Source organism: Streptomyces sp. NPDC041796 (genome assembly GCF_055590785.1).
This window is the reverse complement of sequence record NZ_JBVJAH010000015.1, coordinates 158,308-177,832: the sequence shown is the minus strand read 5'-3', so window position 1 is coordinate 177,832 and position 19,525 is coordinate 158,308. Positions and strand designations below refer to the sequence as shown.

The 19,525-nt window shown below is 74.0% G+C and carries 16 protein-coding genes; 6 read left to right on the top strand and 10 right to left on the bottom strand.

Annotated elements, in window-relative coordinates; genetic code table 11:
- Positions 1-101 precede the first annotated feature (101 nt).
- The 10 genes from ACZ6C1_RS28055 to ACZ6C1_RS28010 all read right to left on the bottom strand — a co-directional run bounded on the left by ACZ6C1_RS28055 (position 102) and on the right by ACZ6C1_RS28010 (position 14,065).
- Entirely contained in the window at positions 102-692 is a 591-nt protein-coding gene (locus ACZ6C1_RS28055) for a TetR/AcrR family transcriptional regulator (protein ID WP_064067455.1), read from the bottom strand.
- On the bottom strand, positions 680-1,417 hold the full coding sequence (locus ACZ6C1_RS28050) for an enoyl-CoA hydratase family protein (RefSeq protein ID WP_469244403.1): 738 nt from the start codon (positions 1,415-1,417) through the stop codon (positions 680-682). The genes ACZ6C1_RS28055 and ACZ6C1_RS28050 overlap by 13 nt, the downstream gene beginning before the upstream one ends.
- On the bottom strand, positions 1,414-2,991 hold the full coding sequence (locus ACZ6C1_RS28045) for a 4-coumarate--CoA ligase family protein (RefSeq protein WP_469244401.1): 1,578 nt from the start codon (positions 2,989-2,991) through the stop codon (positions 1,414-1,416). The genes ACZ6C1_RS28050 and ACZ6C1_RS28045 overlap by 4 nt, the downstream gene beginning before the upstream one ends.
- Before the next feature lie 41 nt (positions 2,992-3,032).
- Positions 3,033-4,166 carry an acyl-CoA dehydrogenase family protein gene (locus tag ACZ6C1_RS28040; protein WP_469244399.1) on the bottom strand — a complete coding sequence of 378 codons (1,134 nt, stop codon included), beginning with the start codon at positions 4,164-4,166 and terminating at the stop codon, positions 3,033-3,035.
- Positions 4,163-6,064, bottom strand: a complete 1,902-nt coding sequence (locus ACZ6C1_RS28035; RefSeq protein ID WP_469244397.1) for an acetyl/propionyl/methylcrotonyl-CoA carboxylase subunit alpha — start codon at positions 6,062-6,064, stop codon at positions 4,163-4,165. Before ACZ6C1_RS28035 ends, ACZ6C1_RS28040 begins: the two co-directional genes overlap by 4 nt.
- 10 nt (positions 6,065-6,074) lie before the next feature.
- A complete protein-coding gene (locus ACZ6C1_RS28030; RefSeq protein WP_469244396.1) occupies positions 6,075-7,673 on the bottom strand; it encodes an acyl-CoA carboxylase subunit beta in 1,599 nt (532 codons plus the stop codon).
- The gene (locus ACZ6C1_RS28025) at positions 7,670-9,346 is read right to left on the bottom strand and encodes an acyclic terpene utilization AtuA family protein (RefSeq protein WP_469244394.1); all 1,677 of its coding nucleotides are present in this window, start codon (positions 9,344-9,346) and stop codon (positions 7,670-7,672) included. Before ACZ6C1_RS28025 ends, ACZ6C1_RS28030 begins: the two co-directional genes overlap by 4 nt.
- On the bottom strand, positions 9,343-10,128 hold the full coding sequence (locus tag ACZ6C1_RS28020) for a TIGR03084 family metal-binding protein (RefSeq protein WP_469244392.1): 786 nt from the start codon (positions 10,126-10,128) through the stop codon (positions 9,343-9,345). Before ACZ6C1_RS28020 ends, ACZ6C1_RS28025 begins: the two co-directional genes overlap by 4 nt.
- 78 nt (positions 10,129-10,206) lie before the next feature.
- On the bottom strand, positions 10,207-11,160 hold the full coding sequence (locus ACZ6C1_RS28015; protein ID WP_469244390.1) for an EamA family transporter: 954 nt from the start codon (positions 11,158-11,160) through the stop codon (positions 10,207-10,209).
- A gap of 109 nt (positions 11,161-11,269) precedes the next feature.
- The gene (locus ACZ6C1_RS28010) at positions 11,270-14,065 is read right to left on the bottom strand and encodes an FAD-binding and (Fe-S)-binding domain-containing protein (RefSeq protein WP_469244388.1); all 2,796 of its coding nucleotides are present in this window, start codon (positions 14,063-14,065) and stop codon (positions 11,270-11,272) included.
- A 169-nt stretch (positions 14,066-14,234) separates the two neighbouring features.
- Here ACZ6C1_RS28010 and ACZ6C1_RS28005 point away from each other — a divergent pair, with 169 nt between their 5' ends.
- From ACZ6C1_RS28005 to ACZ6C1_RS27980, 6 genes are read left to right on the top strand one after another with little or no spacing between them, the layout of a single operon-like run.
- Entirely contained in the window at positions 14,235-15,695 is a 1,461-nt protein-coding gene (locus ACZ6C1_RS28005; protein ID WP_469244386.1) for a sensor histidine kinase, read from the top strand.
- Positions 15,692-16,099: a roadblock/LC7 domain-containing protein gene (locus ACZ6C1_RS28000; protein WP_469244384.1), complete on the top strand. Its 408-nt coding sequence runs from the start codon at positions 15,692-15,694 to the stop codon at positions 16,097-16,099. The genes ACZ6C1_RS28005 and ACZ6C1_RS28000 overlap by 4 nt, the downstream gene beginning before the upstream one ends.
- Complete coding sequence (locus ACZ6C1_RS27995; RefSeq protein WP_469244382.1) at positions 16,096-16,452, top strand: DUF742 domain-containing protein; 357 nt, start codon at positions 16,096-16,098, stop codon at positions 16,450-16,452. The genes ACZ6C1_RS28000 and ACZ6C1_RS27995 overlap by 4 nt, the downstream gene beginning before the upstream one ends.
- Entirely contained in the window at positions 16,433-17,029 is a 597-nt protein-coding gene (locus ACZ6C1_RS27990; RefSeq protein WP_469244380.1) for a GTP-binding protein, read from the top strand. Before ACZ6C1_RS27995 ends, ACZ6C1_RS27990 begins: the two co-directional genes overlap by 20 nt.
- On the top strand, positions 17,026-18,243 hold the full coding sequence (locus tag ACZ6C1_RS27985) for a cytochrome P450 (RefSeq protein ID WP_469244378.1): 1,218 nt from the start codon (positions 17,026-17,028) through the stop codon (positions 18,241-18,243). Before ACZ6C1_RS27990 ends, ACZ6C1_RS27985 begins: the two co-directional genes overlap by 4 nt.
- Positions 18,240-19,460: a cytochrome P450 family protein gene (locus tag ACZ6C1_RS27980; protein ID WP_469244375.1), complete on the top strand. Its 1,221-nt coding sequence runs from the start codon at positions 18,240-18,242 to the stop codon at positions 19,458-19,460. The genes ACZ6C1_RS27985 and ACZ6C1_RS27980 overlap by 4 nt, the downstream gene beginning before the upstream one ends.
- The last annotated feature ends 65 nt before the right edge of the window (positions 19,461-19,525 follow it).

The window sequence follows — 19,525 nt, the reverse complement described above, 5'->3', positions numbered from 1 at the left end:
CCCCCCCCCCCCCCCCCCCCCCCCCCCCCCCCCCCCCCCCCCCCCCCCCCCCCCCCCCCCCCCCCCCCCCCCCCCCCCCCCCCCCCCCCCCGTACCGCGGGTCAGCCCAGCGCCTCGTCGAGCAGCGCCGCCCACTGGGCCACCACCCGCTCACGGCGCGCGGTGTCGTCCGTGAGGAGGTTGGCGAGGCCGAGGCCGCGCGCCATGTCGAGGAGGCCCTGCACCGTTTCGCGGACGCCGGGCCGGGACTCGTCCGCGCCGAGCAGCTCGACCGCGATGCGGTGCGTCTCGCGGCCGACGCGCGCCTCCAGCTCGGTCACCCGGGGGCGCAGTTGCTCCTCGTCCGAGGCGGCCACCCACAGGTGCAGGGCGGCCCGGAACAGCGGGCCGGTGTAGAGGCCGACCAGGGCGGCGACGACCGCCGCGCGGTCCTGGCCTGGCAGGGCGCGCAGCGCCTGGGAGCGTTCCTCGGCGACGTACTCGACCGCCGCCGTGAACAGGTCCTCCCGCGTAGGGAAGTGGTGCTGCGCCGCGCCCCGCGAGACACCGGCCCGCTCGGCGACGACGGAGACGGTGGACCCCGCCCAGCCGTGTTCCGCCAGACACGCCACGGCCGCGGCCAGGAGCCGCTGCCGGGTCGCCCGGCTGCGGTCCTGCTTCGGCTCCTTCGCGGCAGTCGTCACACCACCCATACAGGGTCCCGTCGTTCGAGGAAGGCCGTCATCCCCTCGCGTGCCTCCGCCGAGGCGAAGAGCGAGGCCGAGCGCTGTACGAAGTCCTCCGCGTCGCGCTCGAACATCTCCAGCACCCTAGCCGTGACCAGCCTCTTGGCCTCCGCCAGCCCCTGCGGTGACGCGCGGCGCAGCCCGTCCAGCACGGGGGCGAGAGCGCCGTCCACCTCGTCCCCGACGACCGTCACCAGCCCGATCCGCGCCGCCTCCGCCGCGCCGAACCGCTCACCGGTGAGGTAGTAGCGGGCGGCGGCCCTCGGGTCGAGGCGCGGCAGCAGGGACAGCGAGATCACCGACGGCGCCACCCCGATCCGCACCTCCGTGAGAGCGAAGTCCGAGCCCGTCCCCGCCGCCACGATGTCGCACGCCCCGACGATGCCCAGTCCCCCGGCCCTCACATGGCCGTCCACCCGGGCCACCACCGGCTTGGGCAGTTCCACGATCGCCCGCAGCAGCGCCACGAACGTGTACGGGCTGGGCGGAGCCTTCAGATCGGCGCCCGCGCTGAACGTGGACCCGGTGTGCGTGAGCACCACCGCCCGTACCGCGGGGTCCTTGCCGCAGCCGTCCAGCGCCTCGGCCAGCTCGCCGACGAGCCGCGCCGACAGGGCGTTGCGGTTGTCCGGAGAATCCAGCGTCAGGGTGGTGATGCCCCGCTTGTGCGCGGTGGTGACGAGACTCGTCATGCGCCTTCCCGCTCCCTCAGTTCGCGCCGGAGGATCTTTCCCGACGCCGCCCTCGGCACGCCCCCGATGAACTCGACGCGCCGGATCTTCTTGTACGGGGCGACCTTCCCCGCCACGAAGGCGATGATGTCGTCGCCGGTCAGGTCGTCGGCGCCCGGCTGCCGGACGACGTACGCCTTGGGGACCTCGTTGCCGTCCTCGTCGTACACGCCGATCACCGCCGCGTCCGCGACGGCCTCGTGGCTGAGCAGCAGTGCCTCCAGTTCGGCCGGGGCGACCTGGAAGCCCTTGTACTTGATCAGTTCCTTGACCCGGTCGACGACGAACAGCCACCCGTCCTCGTCGACGCGTCCGACGTCCCCGGTGTGCACCCAGCCGTCGGCGTCGATCATCGCGGCGGTCGCGTCCGGGCGGCCCAGGTAGCCCTTCATGACCTGCGGGCCCCGGATCGCGATCTCGCCCTCCTCGCCGGGGGCGGCGTCCTTGCCGGGGTCGTCGAGGGACAGGAGGCGCATCTCGGTGTTGGGCAGCAGCTTGCCCACGGTGCCGGGCGGCGGGTCGGCCGCGTCCAGGGGGACGACGTGCGTGCCGGGTGACAGTTCCGTCATCCCGTACGCCTGCCGCACCGGTGGCAGGCCGAGGCGGGCGGAACAGGCCTCGGCGAGGCGGGCGTCCAGCGGGGCGGCGGCGCTGACGACGTACTCCAGACAGGACAGGTCGTACCGCTCGACCGACGGGTGCTTGGCGAGTGCGAGGACGATCGGCGGGGCGACGTACAGGGCGTTGATGCGGTGCTTCTCGATCGCCGACAGGTACTGGTCGAGCTCGAAGCGGGGCAGGACGACGACGGTGGCACCCTGGCGGAGGGGGGCGTTCATCAGAGCGGTAAGCCCGTATATGTGGAAAAAGGGCAGAATGGCCAGAATGCGGTCACCCGGGCCCATGGGGATCGTCGGCTCGAGCTGCGCCAGGTTGGTGGCGATGGAGCGGTGGGTGAGCATGACGCCCTTGGGGACGCCGGTGGTGCCCGACGAGTACGGCAGGGCGGCGAGGTCCTCGTCCGGGTCGATGTCCACGGACGGTTCGGGCGCGCTGGAGCCGAGCATGTCGAGGATCGAGCGGTGCCCCTCGGCCTCGTCGCACACGAAGATCTCGGCCACGCCGCCCGCCAGTTCGGCGGCCCGCCGCGCGGTGCCGAGGAGCGGGGAGACGGTGACGATCCAGCGGGCGGAGGAGTCGCGCAGTTGCTTGGCGAACTCCTCCGGGGTGGCCAGCGGGTGGACGGTGGTGACGGCCGCTCCGGCACGCGTCGCCCCGTAGAACACCACCGGGTAGGCGACCGTGTTGGGGCTGTGCAGGGCGAGGACGTCACCCTTGCGCAGCCCCGCCTCGGCGAGCGCGGCGGCGACCCGGCGGTGGTAGGTGTCGAGCCGGCCGTACGTGAGGGTCAGGTCGCCCGTCCCGTCGACGAGGGCGGGCTCGTCGGCGTACGCGGCGGCCGAACGGGCCAGTACCGCGTCGTGGATGGGGAGGGAGACGGTCGGGACGTCCGCGTACTCGCTGTGGAACACCATCACGGCTCCTGTCGGTACGGCGGTACCGGGCACGGGCGTGCTCAGTACGACTTGGGCAGTCCGAGCGTTTGGTGGGACACGTAGTTCAGAATCATTTCCCGGCTGACCGGAGCGATGCGTGCCACTCGGGACGCGGTGATGAGCGAGGCGAGCCCGAACTCGCGGGTGAGGCCGTTGCCTCCGAGGGTGTGCACGGACTGGTCGACGGCCCTCACGCACGCCTCGGCGGCGGCGTACTTGGCCATGTTGGCGGCCTCGCCCGCCCCGATGTCGTCGCCCGCGTCGTAGAGGTGGGCGGCCTTCTGCATCATCAGCCGGGCCAGCTCCAGCTCGATGTGGGCCTGGGCGAGGGGATGGGCGACGGCCTGGTGGGCGCCGATGGGGGCCTTCCAGACCTGGCGCTCCCGGGCGTACTCGACGGCCTTGGTCAGCGCGTACCGGCCCATGCCGAGGGCGAACGCGGCGGTCATGATCCGCTCCGGGTTCAGCCCGGCGAAGAGCTGGAGCAGTCCGGCGTCCTCCTCCCCCACCAGCGCGTCGGCGGGGAGGCGCACGTCGTCGAGGGTCAGCTCGAACTGCTTCTCGTGGGCGTGCAGTTCCATGTCGATCCGCCGCCGCCCGAAGCCGGGGGCGTCGCGGGGGACGACGAAGAGGCAGGGCTTGAGCTTCCCGGTGCGGGCGTCCTCGGTGCGGCCGACGACGAGGGTGGCGTCGGCGATGTCGACACCGGATATGAAGACCTTCCGGCCGGTCAGCAGCCAGTCGTCCCCGTCGCGGCGGGCGGTGGTGGTGATCCGGTGGGAGTTGGACCCCGCGTCGGGCTCGGTGATGCCGAACGCCATGGTCCGGGTGCCGTCGGCGAGCCCCGGCAGCCAGTGGGACTTCTGCTCCTCGGTGCCGAAGCGGGCGATGACGGTGCCGCAGATGGCGGGTGACACGACCATCATGAGGAGGGGGCACCCGGCCGCGCCCAGTTCTTCGAGGACGATGGACAGCTCGGCCATGCCGCCGCCCCCGCCGCCGTACTCCTCCGGCAGGTTGACCCCGAGGTAGCCGAGCTTGCCGGCCTCGGCCCACAGGGCCTCGCGCTCGTGTTCCCGCCCGTGGCGGCGGCCGAGTGCGGCCACGGCGGCGCGGAGGGCCTGGTGCTCTGCGGTCTCGATGACTCCGGTCACTTCTCTGCCTCCTGTGCTTCGTGTACTTCCTGTACGACGGCGAGCAGGGCACCGACCTCGACCTGGTGGCCGGGGGCGGCGTGGAGCGCGGTGAGCGTGCCGGAGGCGGGAGCGGTGATCCGGTGCTCCATCTTCATGGCCTCCAGCCAGACGAGCGGCTGCCCCGCCTCGACATGGGCGCCGACCGCCACGTCGGCGACCCGGACGACGGTGCCGGGCATGGGCGCGAGCAGCGAGCCGGGCGCGGTGCGCTCGGCCGGGTCGGTGAACCGGGGGTGGGCGGCCAGCCGGTGGCCGCCCGCGTGGACGACGCCGTCGCCGTACGCGGCCACCTCGAAGCGCCGTACGACGCCGTCCACGTCGAGGCTCACGCACTCGGGCGAAACGGCCACCACGCGCGCGTGCGGGTGGGACTCGACGGTGAACCCCCCGTTCCGGGTGGGCCGGTAGCGCACCTCGTGGTCGCCGTACCGGGCGGTCTGCGGCTGCGACGGTACGTTGCGGAAGGCGCCGAACCGCCCGGAGCGGCGGGACGCGACGGCGAGGGCGGCGGCGACGGCCGCGTACTCCTCGCCGGGCCCGGGTGCGGTGAGCGCGGCGAGGTTCCGCTCGTAGAACCCGGTGTCGAGCCGCCCGGCCACGAAGTCCGGGTGCCGCAGCGACCGGGCGAGCAGGTCCCGGTTGGTGACGGGCCCGTGCACCCGGGCGCGCACGAGGGCGTGGGCGAGCCGGCGGACGGCCTCCGCCCGGGTGGGCGCGTGGGCGATCACCTTGGCGAGCATGGCGTCGTAGTGGACGCCGATCGTGTCACCCCCGGCGTACCCGGCGTCGACCCGCAGCCCCTCGCCCCGCGGGACGTCCAGCGTGTGCAGGGCACCCGTCTGGGGCGCCCAGTCCCGGGCCGGGTCCTCCGCGTACAGGCGGGCCTCCACGGCGTGGCCGGACGGCGCGGGCGGTTCGGGCGGCAGCGCGGCGCCGTCGGCGATCCGGAGCTGGTGGGCGACCAGGTCGAGGCCGAAGACGGCTTCCGTGACGGGGTGTTCGACCTGGAGCCGGGTGTTCATCTCCAGGAAGTACGCCCGGTCGCCCGCGACCAGGAACTCGACGGTGCCCGCGCCGATGTAGCCCACCGCCCGCGCGGCGGCCACCGCCGAGGCGTGGAGGGTCTCGCGCAGGGCGGGGCCCAGGCCCGGCGCCGGGGCCTCCTCGATGACCTTCTGGTGCCGCCGCTGAAGCGAGCAGTCCCGGGTGCCGAGCGCCCACACCGTGCCGTGCCCGTCGGCGAGCACCTGCACCTCGACGTGGCGGCCCCGCTCGACGTACGGCTCCGCGAACACCTCGCCGTCCCCGAACGCCGAGCGCGCCTCGGCGGTCGCCGCCGCCAGCTCGCCGGGCAGCGCGGCCAGGTCCCGTACGACCCGCATGCCCCGGCCGCCGCCGCCCGCCGCCGCCTTGAGCAGGAGCGGGAGGTCCTCGTCCGTGGCCTTCGCCGGGTCGACGGGCGCCAGGAGCGGGACGCCGGCCGCCGCCATCAGTTCCTTGGCCCGCGTCTTGGACGCCATCGTCTCGATGGCCTTCGGCGGTGGGCCGATCCACGTCAGACCCGCGTCGATGACGGCCCGCGCGAAGTCGGCGTTCTCCGACAGGAACCCGTACCCCGGGTGTACCGCGTCGGCGCCCGCCGCCCGCGCGGCCTTCACGATCAGGTCGCCGCGCAGGTAGGTGTCGGAGGGCGCCGCCCCCGGCAGCCGTACCGCCGCGTCGGCCTCCCGTACGTGCAGGGCGCCCGCGTCCGCGTCGGAGTGGACGGCCACCGTGTCGATGCCGAGCGAGCGGCACGTGCGGAAGACGCGGCAGGCGATCTCGGCCCGGTTGGCGACAAGGACAGAAGAGATCATGGAGTGGTCCTCACATCCGGAAGACGCCGAAGCCGCCTCGCGCGCCTTCGACCGGGGCGGTGTGGATCGCCGACAGGCACAGGCCGAGGACGGTGCGGGTGTCGCGCGGGTCGATGACGCCGTCGTCGTACAGCCGTCCCGACAGGAACATCGGCAGGGACTCGGAGTCGATCTGCTGCTCCACCATGGAGCGCAGCGCCGCGTCGCCCTCGTCGTCGTAGGGCCGGCCCTTGGCCGCCGCGGAGGCGCGGGCGACGATCGACAGGACGCCGGCGAGCTGCTGCGGGCCCATGACGGCGGACTTTGCGCTGGGCCAGGCGAACAGGAACCGGGGGTCGTAGGCCCGCCCGCACATGCCGTAGTGCCCGGCGCCGTACGACGCGCCCATGAGGACCGACAGGTGCGGGACCTTCGAGTTGCTCACCGCGTTGATCATCATCGCGCCGTGCTTGATGATCCCGCCCTGCTCGTACTCCTTGCCGACCATGTAGCCGGTGGTGTTGTGCAGGAAGAGGAGCGGGATGTCCCGCTGGTTCGCCAACTGGATGAACTGGGCGGCCTTCTGCGACTCGGCGGAGAACAACACCCCCTGGGCGTTGGCGAGGATCCCGACCGGATAGCCGTGCAGGGACGCCCACCCCGTGGTGAGCGAGGGCCCGTACAGCGGCTTGAACTCGTCGAAGTCGGAGCCGTCGACGATCCGGGCGATCACCTCCCGCGGGTCGAAGGGGATCTTCAGGTCGCCGGGCACGATGCCGAGCAGCTCCTCCGCGTCGTACTTCGGGGGTTCGGCCGGGCCCGGATCGGGGTGCGCCTTGCGGTGGTTGAGCCGCGCGACGATCCGGCGGGCCTGGCGGATCGCGTCGGCCTCGTCGACGGCGTAGTGGTCCGCGAGCCCCGACACGCGCGCGTGCATCTCGGCGCCGCCGAGGGACTCGTCGTCGCTCTCCTCGCCGGTGGCCATCTTGACCAGTGGCGGGCCGCCGAGGAAGACCTTCGACCGCTCTTTGACCATCACGGTGTGGTCGGACATGCCGGGCACGTAGGCGCCCCCCGCCGTCGAGTTGCCGAACACGACGGCGATGGTGGGGATCCCGGCGGCGGACAGGCGGGTGAGGTCACGGAACAGTGCCCCGCCGGGGATGAAGATCTCCTTCTGGGAGGGCAGGTCGGCGCCGCCGGACTCCACGAGGCTGATGCAGGGCAGCCGGTTGGCCTGCGCGATCTCGTTGGCGCGCAGTGCCTTCTTCAGCGTCCAGGGGTTGGACGCGCCTCCGCGTACGGTCGGGTCGTTGGCGGTGATCAGGCACTCGACGCCCTCGACGACCCCGATACCGGTGACGATCGACGCGCCGACCGGGTAGTCGCTGCCCCAGGCGGCGAGCGGGGACAGTTCGAGGAACGGGGAGTCGGGGTCGAGGAGCAGCTCGATCCGTTCACGGGCGAGGAGCTTGCCGCGCTTCCGGTGCCGCTCGACGTACTTCTCGCCGCCGCCGGCGAGGGCCTTGGCGTGCTCGGTCTCCAGTTCGGCGAGCTTGCCGAGCATGGCCTCGCGGTGGGCGGTGTACTCGGGCCCGCTCGTGTCGAGGGCGGTGGGGAGGACGGTCACAGCAGGGCCTCCGGTATGTCGAGGTGGCGGGCGCGCAGCCATTCGCCCAGCGCCTTGGCCTGGGGGTCGAACCGGGCCTGGGCTGCGACGCCCTCGCCGAGGAGCCCGGTGACGGTGAAGTTGAGCGCGCGCAGGTTCGGCAGGACGTGCCGTGTCACGGGCAGGCCGTCCGTCTCGGGGAGCAGCGCGCGCAGCCGGTTCACGGTCAGGGTGTGGGCGAGCCAGCGCCACGCCTCGTCCGTGGGCGCCCACACCCCGATGTTGGCGTCGCCTCCCTTGTCGCCGCTCCTCGCCCCGGCGACCAGCCCGAGCGGGGCGCGCCGGACCGGACCGTCCGGGAGGGGGGCGGGGAGGGGCGGTTGCGGGACGGGGTCCAGGGGGCGGGTGCGCACCGGTGCCGGGACCACCAGGCGCTCACCGCCCGGGAGTACGGCGGTGTGCGTGACGGTGCCGGGGTCGACGTACACCGCCTCGAACACGCCGTAGGGCGCGCCCTTTCCGGGCGGGGCCGTGACGTGGAAGCCCGGGTAGCTCGCCAGGGCCAGCTCGACGGCCGCGCCGCTCACGGCCCGGCCCACCACGTCGGGGTCGGCGTCCCGGACGACCAGCCGGAGCAGGGCGCTGGCGGTCTCCTCGGTGTCCGCGTCCGGCCGGTCGGTGCGGGCCAGCTCCCACCGCACCTCGGCGGGCTTCACCGTGAGGGCGTCCTCCAACTGCCGGCGCACCAGCCGCGCCTTGGCCTCGGTGTCGAGTCCCGTCAGCACGAACACGACCTCGTTGCGCCAGCCGCCGAGCCGGTTCAGGCCGGCCTTCAGCGTGGGGGGCGGTGCCTCGCCCCGTACGCCGGAGATCCGCACCCGGTCCGGGCCGTCCGCCTCCAGCGCCACGGTGTCGAGGCGCGCGGTCACGTCCGGCCCCGGGTACCGGGCGCCCCCCGTTTCGTACAGCAGTTGTGCGGTGACCGTGCCGAGGTCGACGACTCCGCCCGTCCCGCTGTGCTTGGTGATCACGGCGGAGCCGTCCTCGTGCAGCTCGGCGAGCGGGAAGCCGGGGCGGCGTACGTCGTGGCGGGTGAAGAACGCGTAGTTGCCGCCCGTCGCCTGAGTGCCGCACTCCAGGACGTGCCCGGCGACCACCGCGCCCGCCAGCCGGTCGTACTCCTGCGGCCCCCACCCGAACCACCACGCCGCCGGCCCGCTGACCAGCGCCGCGTCCGTGACCCGCCCGGTCACCACCACGTCGGCCCCGCCGCGCAGGCACGCCGTGATGCCACCGCCGCCGAGGTACGCGTTGGCCGTCAGCACCCCTTCCGGCACCGGTAGCTGGTCGCCCTCGACATGGGCGACACGCACCCGCGGCAGCCCGAGGCGCCGCGCGAGGGCGCGCAGCGCGTCGGCGAGGCCGGCCGGGTTGAGGCCGCCGGCGTTGGCCACGATCCGCACGCCGCGTTCGTGGGCGAGCCCGAGGCCCTCCTCCATCTGGCGCAGGAACGTCTTGGCGTATCCGAGCCCGGGGTCCTTCAGCCTGTCGCGGCCCAGGATCAGCATGGTCAGCTCGGCGAGGTAGTCGCCGGTCAGGACGTCCAGTTCGCCGCCGGTGAGCATCTCGCGCACGGCGTCGAAGCGGTCGCCGTAGAAGCCGGAGGCGTTGCCGATCCGCAGCGGCCGCTTCACGCCGCCGCCCGGGGCGCGCGGCCGGGCCCCGCCGGTCCGGCGAAGGCCTGCGCGATGTCGAGCCACTGGCCGGCGTCGGCGCCCTCCGCTCGTACCGCCACGTCGTCGCGGTGGGCCCGCTGGGTCACGAGGAGGCAGAAGTCGAGGGCGGGGCCGGTGATCCGCTGGGGGGCGTCTTCCGGGCCGTACGTCCAGAGGCTTCCGTCGGGTGCGGTCAGCTCCACGCGGAAGGGCTCCGCGGGCGGCTGGAGTCCTCGTACCGCGTACGCGTAGTCCCGGGCGCGGACACCGATCCAGGCGACGTGCCGGAGGCGGGCGGTCGGGGGGCGGTCGGCCCCGAGGGCGTCGGCGACGTCCTGGCCGTGCGCCCAGGTCTCCATCAGGCGGGCCGTCGCCATGGACGCGGCGCTCATGGGCGGCCCGTACCAGGGGAACCGGGCCCCGGCGGGAGCGGTGCGCAGGGCGGTCAGGAGCCGTGCCCGGCCGTCCCTCCAGCGGGTGAGGAGCTCGTGGGGCGGCACGGCGGCGCCCGCCTCCGCCCCGGCGTCGACGAAGGTGTCGGGGGCCTTGAGCGCCTCTTCGACGTGGGTGGTGAACCCGTCCGCGTCCGTGACGGCGAGGAGGGCGGCGGCGTCGGTCCAGGCCAGGTGGGCGATCTGGTGGGCGACGGTCCAGCGGGGTGCGGGGGTGGGGGTGGTCCAGCCGTCCGGTTTCAGGCCCGCGACCAGCCGGTCGAGCTCCTCGCTCTCGTCGCGCAGATCATCCAGCAGGGCATCGGACACGGGGCGCTCCCTCCGGGACACGGCAGTGCGTGCCCCGGAGCATGGCAGCGCCCCGAGAAACAAGCAAGCATGCTTGCTTTAGTTTGTTGGCTTTCCGGCCACCTGCGAGCGCACCGCCCCCATGCTGGCCGCGATGACCAGCGCGATCGCCAACGCGTCGGTGAGGGAGAGGGCTTGATGCAGTACGAGGAACCCGGCCGTCGCCGCGATCGCGGGCTCCAGGCTCATCAGGATCGCGAAGGTGGGGGCGGGCAGGCGGCGCAGCGCGAGCAGTTCGAGGGTGTACGGGAGCACCGACGACAGCAGCGCCACGGCGAGGCCGAGCCCGATCGTCGACGGCACCAGCAGCTTCGACCCGGCGTCCGCGATGCCCAGCGGCAGGGTCAGCACCGCGCCGAACGCCATCGCGAGCGCCAGCCCGTCGGCCTGCGGGAACCGCCGCCCGGTACGGGCGCTGAAGACGATGTACGCCGCCCACATCACACCCGCCGCCAGCGCGAACACCGCGCCGACCGGGTCCAGCCGGTCGAATCCACCGCCGCTCAGCAGCACCACGCCGCCCAGCGCGAGCCCGGCCCACACGAGGCTGGCCGGCCTCCGCGAGGCGATCACCGACAGGACGAGCGGCCCGAGCACCTCCAGGGTGACGGCGGCGCCCAGCGGAATGCGGTCGGCGGCCTGGTAGAAGAGGACGTTCATGCCCGCCATGGCGGCGCCGAACGCGAGGACCGTCCCCCAGTCCGCCCGGCCGTACCCGCGCACCCTCGGCCGGCACACCGCCAGCAGCACCACGGCGGCGAGGATCAGCCGCAGGGTGACCACGCCGAGCGCCCCGGCGCGCGGCATGAGCAGCACGGCGACGGCCGACCCGAACTGCACGGACAGCCCGCCGGCCACCACGAGCGCGACCGGTCCGAGCGTGCCGCGGCGCCTGGCGCCCCGCGGGGGGTGGGCGGCGGCGGCCTCGGGCAGCACGACGGAGGAGGCGTCTGCGGTACGGGCGGCGGTATCCGTACGGGCGGCGTCGTTCACACCGGGGCCCTCACGACTTTCTCTTCGGACAGGTAGCTTCTATTGCACTTCCGGTCCAACATACTGCACCACCGGAGCGGAACCCACCCTTCCACCGTAAGCGCCGCCGTCAGGCCTCCAGCCCCTCCGCCAGTACCTCCGCAAGGTGCCTGGCCCGCACCCCCGCCAGCTGGGCCAACTGGGTGCGGCAGGAGAAACCGTCCGCGAGGACCTCCGCGCCGCGGGGAGCCGAGCGGACGGCGGGCAGGAGCTGGTCCTCGGCGCAGGCGGCCGAGACCTCCTGGTGGCCGCGCTCGAAGCCGAAGTTGCCGGCCAGGCCGCAGCAGCCGCCGGCGAGGTCGCCGGTGAGACCCGCGCGGGCGCGCAGGAGGCGGTCGGGCGTGTCGCCGAGGACGGCGTGCTGGTGGCAGTGGGTCTGGCCGGTGACCGGGCGGTCCAGGCGCGGGGGCCGCCAGTTGGGAGCGTGCTCCGCCAGGGCCTGGGTGAAGGTGCGTACGGAGTCGGCCAGGCGACGCGCGCGCGGGTCGTCGCCGAGCAGTTCGGGCAGGTCGGTGCGCAGGGCGGCAGCGCAGCTCGGTTCCAGGACGACGACGGGCGTGCCCAGGATGGGCTCCAGGGTGTCCAGGGTGCGGCGCATGACGGTACGGGCGTGGTCGAGCTGGCCGGTGGAGACGTACGTGAGGCCGCAGCACACCCGGCCGGGCGGCAGGACCGGGCTCAGTCCCGCCGCCTCCAGGACGGTGACGGCCGCGCGGCCCACGGACGGGCTCAGGTGGTCGGTGAACGTGTCGGGCCACAGGAGCAGGTCACCCGCCCCGGTGCCCCGGCGGGCGAACCAGGCGCGGAAGGTCTCGGGGGCGAGCTCCGGGATGTCCCGCTCCGGCGCGATGCCGGCCGCCCGCTTGGCCAGGGCCGCGAGCGGGCGCACCCGTGCGGCGGCGTTGAGGGCCCGGGCGAAGGGGGCAGCGAGGCGCAGCCACTGCGGCAGGCGGCCCATCGTGTAGTGGGCGGCCGGACGCGGCCGCCCCGCGTAATGGTGGTGCAGGAACTCCGCCTTGTACGTCGCCATGTCGACCCCGACCGGGCAGTCGCTGCGGCAGCCCTTGCACGACAGGCACAGGTCCAGCGCGTCCCGGACCTCCGCCGACCGCCACCCCTCGGTCACCACCTCGCCGGCGAGTATCTCGTGCAGCAGCCGGGCGCGCCCGCGCGTGGAGTGCTGTTCCTCGCCGGTCGCCCGGAAGGACGGGCACATCACGCCGGGCCCCTGGTTCGGCCCGTCCACCCGGCACTTGGCGACGCCGACGCAGCGCCGTACGGCGGTGGCGAAGTCCCCGTTGTCGTGCGGGTAGCCGAACGCGACCTCCACGCGCTCGCGCGGGAGGACGGCGAAGCGGAGGTTCTCGTCGAGGCGGGCGGGCCGGGCGAGCATGCCCGGGTTCATACCGCCGGCCGGGTCCCACAGGTCCTTGAACCGGCCGAAGAGGGCGACCAGTTCCTCCCCGTACATCCGCGGCAGCAGCTCGGCGCGCGCCTGCCCGTCACCGTGCTCGCCGGAGAGCGAGCCGCCGTGGGCGACCACGAGGCTGGCGACGTCCTCGGAGAACCGCCGGAAGCGCCGTACGCCGTCGTCCGTGACGAGGTCGAAGTCGATACGGACGTGGATGCAGCCGTCGCCGAAGTGGCCGTAGGGCGTGCCGTGCAGCCCGTGTGCGGCGAGCAGGGCGCGGAAGTCGCGGAGGTACGCGCCGAGGCGGGCGGGCGGTACGGCGCAGTCCTCCCAGCCGGGCCACGCCTCGGCGCCCCCGGCTGTCCGGGTGGCGGTACCGGCGGCGTCCTCGCGCACCCGCCACAGGGCGCGCCGGGCGGCCGGGTCGGTGACGACGGTGCCGTCCAGCGCGTCGGCGACGCGCACGAGCCGGGCCGCGCGGGCAGCCGCCTCCCCGGGCGTCGCGCCCCCGGTCTCGGCGAAGAGCCAGGCGCCGCCCCGGGGCAGGGCGGAACGGGCGGCCGGGTCGCGGACCAGGTCCTCGGCCATGCCCTCGACGGTGAGCGGGCCGTACGGCAGGAGGCTGGGTGCCGCCTCGGCGGCGGCGCTCTCGTCGGCGTACCCGAGGACGGCGAGCGCACGGGCGGGCGGCGACTCGACGAGCCGTACCGTCGCCTCGGTCAGGACCGCCAGGGTGCCCTCGCTGCCGCAGAAGGCACGGGCGAGGTCGGTGCCCCGCTCGGGGAGGAGGGCGTCCAGGGCGTAGCCGGAGATACGGCGCGGGAGGCCCGGCGGGAAGCCGGTGCGGATCGCCGCCAGGTGGTCGTGGACCAGCCGGGCGAGGCCGTCCGGCGCGCCTTCCCCGCCGCGTCCGAGGCGCAGTTCACTGCCGCCGTACGTCACGACCGAGAGCCGGTCGACGTTGTCGGCGGTGGTCCCCCATGCCACCGAGTGCGCCCCGCACGCGTTGTTGCCGATCATGCCGCCGAGGGTGCAGCGGCTGTGCGTGGACGGGTCGGGGCCGAAGGTCAGCCCGTACGCGCCCGCCGCGCCGCGCAGCCGGTCCAGGACCACGCCGGGCTGGACGACAGCCGTCCGCGCCTCGGGGTCGACCGAGACGATGTCCCGCATGTACCGGGTGAAGTCCAGCACGACACCGGCGCCCGTGGCCTGCCCGGCGATGGAGGTCCCCGCCCCGCGCGGTACGACCGGCACACCGTGCTCGCGGCACACGCCCAGCGCGGCGGCCACGTCGGCCGCGTCGCGCGGGGCCACGACCCCGACGGGGACGCGCCGGTAGTTGGAGGCGTCCATGGTGTGCAGCGCCCTGGCCGCCGCCCCGAAGTCCACGTCGCCGCGGACGCCGTCCCGGAGCGCCCGCGCGACGGACGCCGTCTCCCGTAGCTGATCACCCATGCGGCCAGGATGCCCCCGGCGGGCACGTCGACGTCCCGCCCCGCGCCGATGCCTACGTAAGAAAGCACACAAGGGCTTCCCAAAGTGATCGTCAATTCTCTTATAGTGACCGGGAATTGTTCGGGAATTGACGGCTCCAGACGCCCCCCACGCCCAGAGGACTGACGATTTGCGCCCCTCCCTCCGGCCGGTCGCGCCGACCCTGCTGATCTCGGCGGCCGTCACCGGCCTCCTGTGCGCGGGGGCCGTGGCCGTCGCCCCCGGCTCCGTGCGGGTCCCGCTGGCGTGGGGCTCGGCCGTGGCCGCCGTCCTGCTGACCGCCGCGGTCACCACCGCCGCGTACGCCTTGGACACCGCCCGCCGGCTGCGCGCCCAGGCCGCCGCGCTCACCACCGAGAGCGCGCGCCGTGCCGCGGACACCGCCCGCACGGTCGCCGAGGCCCGCGCGGAGACCGCCCGCACGCGGGCGGAGGCCGACCGCGCCGTGGCCGAAGCCCACGCGGAGGCCGACCGCGCCGTCACGGAGACACGCGCCGAAGCCGAACGCGCCGTCGCGGACGCCCAGGCCAGGGCCGAACGCGCCACCGCCGAAGCCCGCGCCGAAGCCGAACGCGCCCGGGCCGAGGCCGCGCGCAGCGAGACCAACCGCGCCGCCGCCGTGGCCGCCTGCGCCAACGCGGCGGGACGCATGCAGGCCCTGGCCACGAGCATGCTCGCCGACCTCCGCGAGATGGAGCACCGGCACACCGACGAGGACGTGCTCACCGACCTCCTCCACCTCGACCACCGCACCGCCCAGGCCGGCCGGCTCGCCGACTCCATCGCCGTCCTCACCGGCGCCCGCTCGGGCCGCCGCTGGGCGAAGCCGATCGTGATGGAGTCCATCCTGCGCGGCGCCATGGGCCGCATCGGCGGCTATCAGCGCGTACGGCTCCACACCACCAGCGACGCCGCGATCGCCGGTCACGCCGCCGAGGGCGTCATGCACGCCCTGGCCGAACTCCTCGACAACGCCGCCAACTTCTCGCCGCCCACCGCCGAGGTCCATGTGTACGTCGAGGAGGTCCCCGCCGGGCTCGTCGTCACCGTCGAGGACAGCGGCCTCGTCATGAGCGACGTCCAGCTACGCCGCGCGGAGCGGGCCGTCACCGCCGAACGGACCGACCTCACCGGCCTGTCCGGCACCCGCCTCGGCCTCGCCGTGGTCGGCAGGCTGGCCCGCAAGCACGGCCTGACCGTGTCCTTCCGCCCCTCCGCCCGCGGCGGCACCGGCGCGCTGATGATGATCCCGCCGGAGCTGATCACCCGTACCCGGCCGGAATCCCCGACCGTGCCCGCCCTGCCCGCACCCGAGCCCCACAGAGCCCGCGAGCCCGAGGCGGTGCACGAGCACCCCGCCTCCCCCGCCCCGCCCCCCGCGAACCCCGAGACCCCCGGCACCGCCGAGACGTCCACCCCCGGCGGCCTCCCCAGGCGCCGCCGGGGCCGGACCCTCGCCGCCGCCCACCCCGAAGGCACCCCCACCACCCCCGCCGAGCCCACCGACCCCGCCTCGCGGACCCGGTCGGCGGCTCGCTTCAGCAGCTTCCGCCAAGCGGTACGCACCACCACGGAAGGCACCCCCCGATGACCACCGGCACCACCACCGACGAGAAGCTCAACTGGCTGCTGGAGAACCTCCTCCAGCGCACGCCCGGAGCCCGCCACGCGCTCGTGCTGTCCCGGGACGGCCTCAAGCTGTGCCGTACGCCGGAGCTGTCCGTCGACCAGGCCGACCAGCTCGCCGCGATAGCCGCGGGCATCCAGAGCCTGTCGCAGGGGGCGTCGATGGAGTTCGGCGACGGCACCGGCGGCGTACGGTCCGCGATGGCCGAGTTCTACGGCGGTGTCCTGCTCATCGTCGAGGCCGGGGAGGGCGCCCACCTCGCGGTCGTCGCCGCCGAGGACTCCGACGTCGGCCTGGTCGGGCACAACATGAGCGAGCTCGTCGAGCAGCTCGGCGAGCACCTGCACGCCGAGCCCCGTACACCGTGAGCCCGGGGAGCCACAGGGACGAGTCCCCGGACCGGCTGTACACCCTCACCGGTGGCCGCACCCGCTCCGGCCCGGACGCGCCGTTCGACCTGGTGACCCTGGTGGTGGCCGAGTCGGATCCGGTGCCCGGCATGCAGTCCGAGCACGTCGCGATCCTCCGGATGTGCCGGCGCCCCACCGCGGTCGTCGAGGTGGCGGCCGAACTGGCCCTGCCGGTCGGCATCACCCGCATCCTGCTCTCCGACCTGCTCGCCACGGGCCGGATCAGCGCCCGCCACCCGCGTGCCTCGGCGCGCAGCATCCCCGACCCCGACCTCCTGGAGCAGGTGCTCGTTGGACTCCGCAACCTCTGAACGGACACCGCTCACCAGCACCGCCGACAACGGTCTCAAGATCGTGATCGTCGGCGGTTTCGGTGTCGGCAAGACCACCCTCGTGCGCTCGGTCAGCGAGATCCGTCCCCTCAACACCGAGGAGACCATGACCCGCGCGGGCGAGGCCGTCGACGACGTCTCCCGGATCCACACCAAGACGTCCACCACCGTCGCCTTCGACTTCGGCCGCATCACGCTCGACGCGCACAACGTCCTGTACCTGTTCGGCGCCCCCGGCCAGGAACGCTTCTGGTTCCTGTGGGACCGCCTCTTCTCCGGCACCCTCGGCGCGGTCGTCCTCGTCGACACCCGCCGCCTCGCCGACTCCTGGTACGCCATCGACCGCCTGGAGCACCACGGCATGCCGTTCATCGTCGCCTGCAACGACTTCGGCGGCCCGGCCCACACCGAGCAGGAGATCCGCGAGGCGCTCGACCTGGCCGGCCACGTGCCGCTGGTCGAGTGCGACGCCCGCGACCGCTCGTCCAGCAAGTACGTACTGATCACGCTCGTCGAGCACCTCAAGACCCTGTCCGCCGAGGAGACCAGAACATGACCGCCCCCGTGCCCCTGTCCGGGACCCGGTTCCAGACCGAACCCGCCCGGCTGTACCGGGAGATGAGGCGCGAGCACGGAGCCGTCGCCCCGGTGCTGCTCGACGGGGACGTCCCGGCCTGGCTGGTCCTCGACTACCGCGAGCTGCACCAGGTGACCGGCGACCCGGTGCTGTTCAGCCGCGACTCCGACCTGTGGAACCAGTGGGAGCGCATCCCCGACGACTGGCCCCTCCTGCCGATGATCGGCCGCAAGCAGCCGTCCATCCTCTACACGGTCGGCGAGCGTCACCGCCTGCGCGCCGGGATGATCGCGACCGCCCTCGAATCGGTCGACCCGTTCGCCCTGCGCCGGTACGCCGAGGAGTACGCGGACGGGCTCGTCGACACGTTCTGCGGGAAGGGCGAGGCGGAGCTGATCGCCCAGTACGCCATGCTGCTGCCGGTCCGCGTCCTGGTGAAGATCTACGGCGTGCCCGACGAGCAGGGCCCCGGGCTGGTCACCGCGCTCAACGACATGATCGACGGCCGCGAGCGGGCGCTGGACGGCCAACGGCACCTGGCCGAGGCGATATTCGGCCTGCTGGCCGCCAAGCGGGCCGAGCCGGGCGAGGACGTCGCCTCCCGCATGCTGGCCGACCCGTCGGGGTTCACGGTCGAGGAGATGGCGCAGGACCTGATGGTCATGATGGCGGCCGGGCACCAGCCGACGGCCGACTGGATCGGCAACTCGCTGCGCCTGATGCTGACCGACGACCGGTTCGCCGCCTCCCTCTCCGGCGGCCGGCACAGCGTCGCCGAGGCGATGAACGAGGTGCTGTGGGCCGACACCCCGACGCAGAACGTGGCCGGGCGGTGGGCGTCGCGCGACACGCATCTGGGCGGGCGGCACATCAGGGCCGGCGACCTGCTCCTGCTGGGCCTGGCCGCCGCCAACGCCGACCCGCAGGTCCACATCGACAACTCCGCCCTCACCGGCGGCAACAGCGCCCACTTCTCCTTCGGACACGGCGAGCACCGCTGTCCGTTCCCCGCCCAGGAGATCGCCGAGGTCATCGCCCGTACCGGGATCGAGGTGCTGCTGGACCGGCTGCCCGACCTGGAGCTGACGGTACCGGCCGGCTCCCTGACGCGGCGCCCGTCGCCCTGGCTGCGCGGCATGACCGACCTGCCCGTGACCTTCACCCCGACCCCCGCCCTCGGAGGCACCCCGTGATCCCCGTAGAGGAACCCATCGCCCTCGACCCGTTCGTCACCGATCTCGACGGCGAGAGCGCGGCGCTGCGCGCGGCCGGGCCGCTCGCCCGGGTCGTCCTGCCGGGCGGGGTGCCGGTGTGGGCGGTGACGCGTCACGCGGAGGCGCGGGCGCTGCTCACCGACAAGCGGCTGGTGAAGGACATCACCGTGTGGGGGGCCTGGCAGCGCGGTGAGATACCGCCGGACTGGCCGCTGATCGGCCTGGCCAACCCCGGCCGCTCCATGCTGACCGTGGACGGCGAGGACCACCGGAGGATGCGGGCGCTGGTGGCGCAGGCGCTCACTCCTCGCCGGGTGGAGCTGATGCGGGGCCGGATCACCGAGCTGACGGACGGGCTGCTGGACGGCCTGGCCGCGCACGAACGGGGCGCGGTCGTCGACCTGAAGGCCGCCTTCGCCTACCCGCTGCCCATGTACGTGATCAGCGACCTGATGGGCATCGACCCGGCGGACCATCCGCGGCTGAAGGTGCTGTTCGACAAGTTCTTCTCCACCCAGACACCGCCGGAGGAGGTCGTGGCGACGCTCGGCGAGCTGGCGGGGATGATGGCGAAAGTGGTGGCCGCCCGCCGCGCCGAGCCCGGCGACGACCTGACGAGCGCGCTGATCGCCGCCTCGGAGAACGGCGACCACCTCACGGACGAGGAGATCGTCTCCACCCTCCAGCTGATGGTGGCGGCGGGCCACGAGACGACGATCTCGCTGATCGTCAACGCGGTCGTCAACCTCGCCCGCCACCCCGGGCAGCTCGCCCTCGTCCGTTCCGGTGAGGTGGGCTGGGACGCGGTGGTCGAGGAGACGCTCCGCTTCTCCACCCCCACATCCCACGTCCTGATCCGGTTCGCGACCGAGGACGTCCGGGTCGGCGACCGGGTCCTCCCCGCGGGTGACGCGCTGATCGTGTCGTACGGGGCGATCGGCCGCGACGAGGAGCAGCACGGGCCGAGCGCCGGTGTCTTCGACGTCACGCGCTCGCCCAACCGGCACATCTCCTTCGGCCACGGGCCGCACGTCTGCCCCGGCGCCGCGCTGTCCCGTCTGGAGGCGGGTGTGGCCCTGCCCGCCCTGTACGCGCGCTTCCCGGACCTGACGCTCGCGGTGCCCGCTTCCGAACTGCGCAACAAGCCGGTCGTCACCCAGAACGATCTCTTCGAGCTGCCCGTCCGGCTCGGCTGACGTCTCATTTCCTCGTCTCACCGGACGGACACGGCCGTGCGCCGTGTCCGTCAGGGACTAGGCTC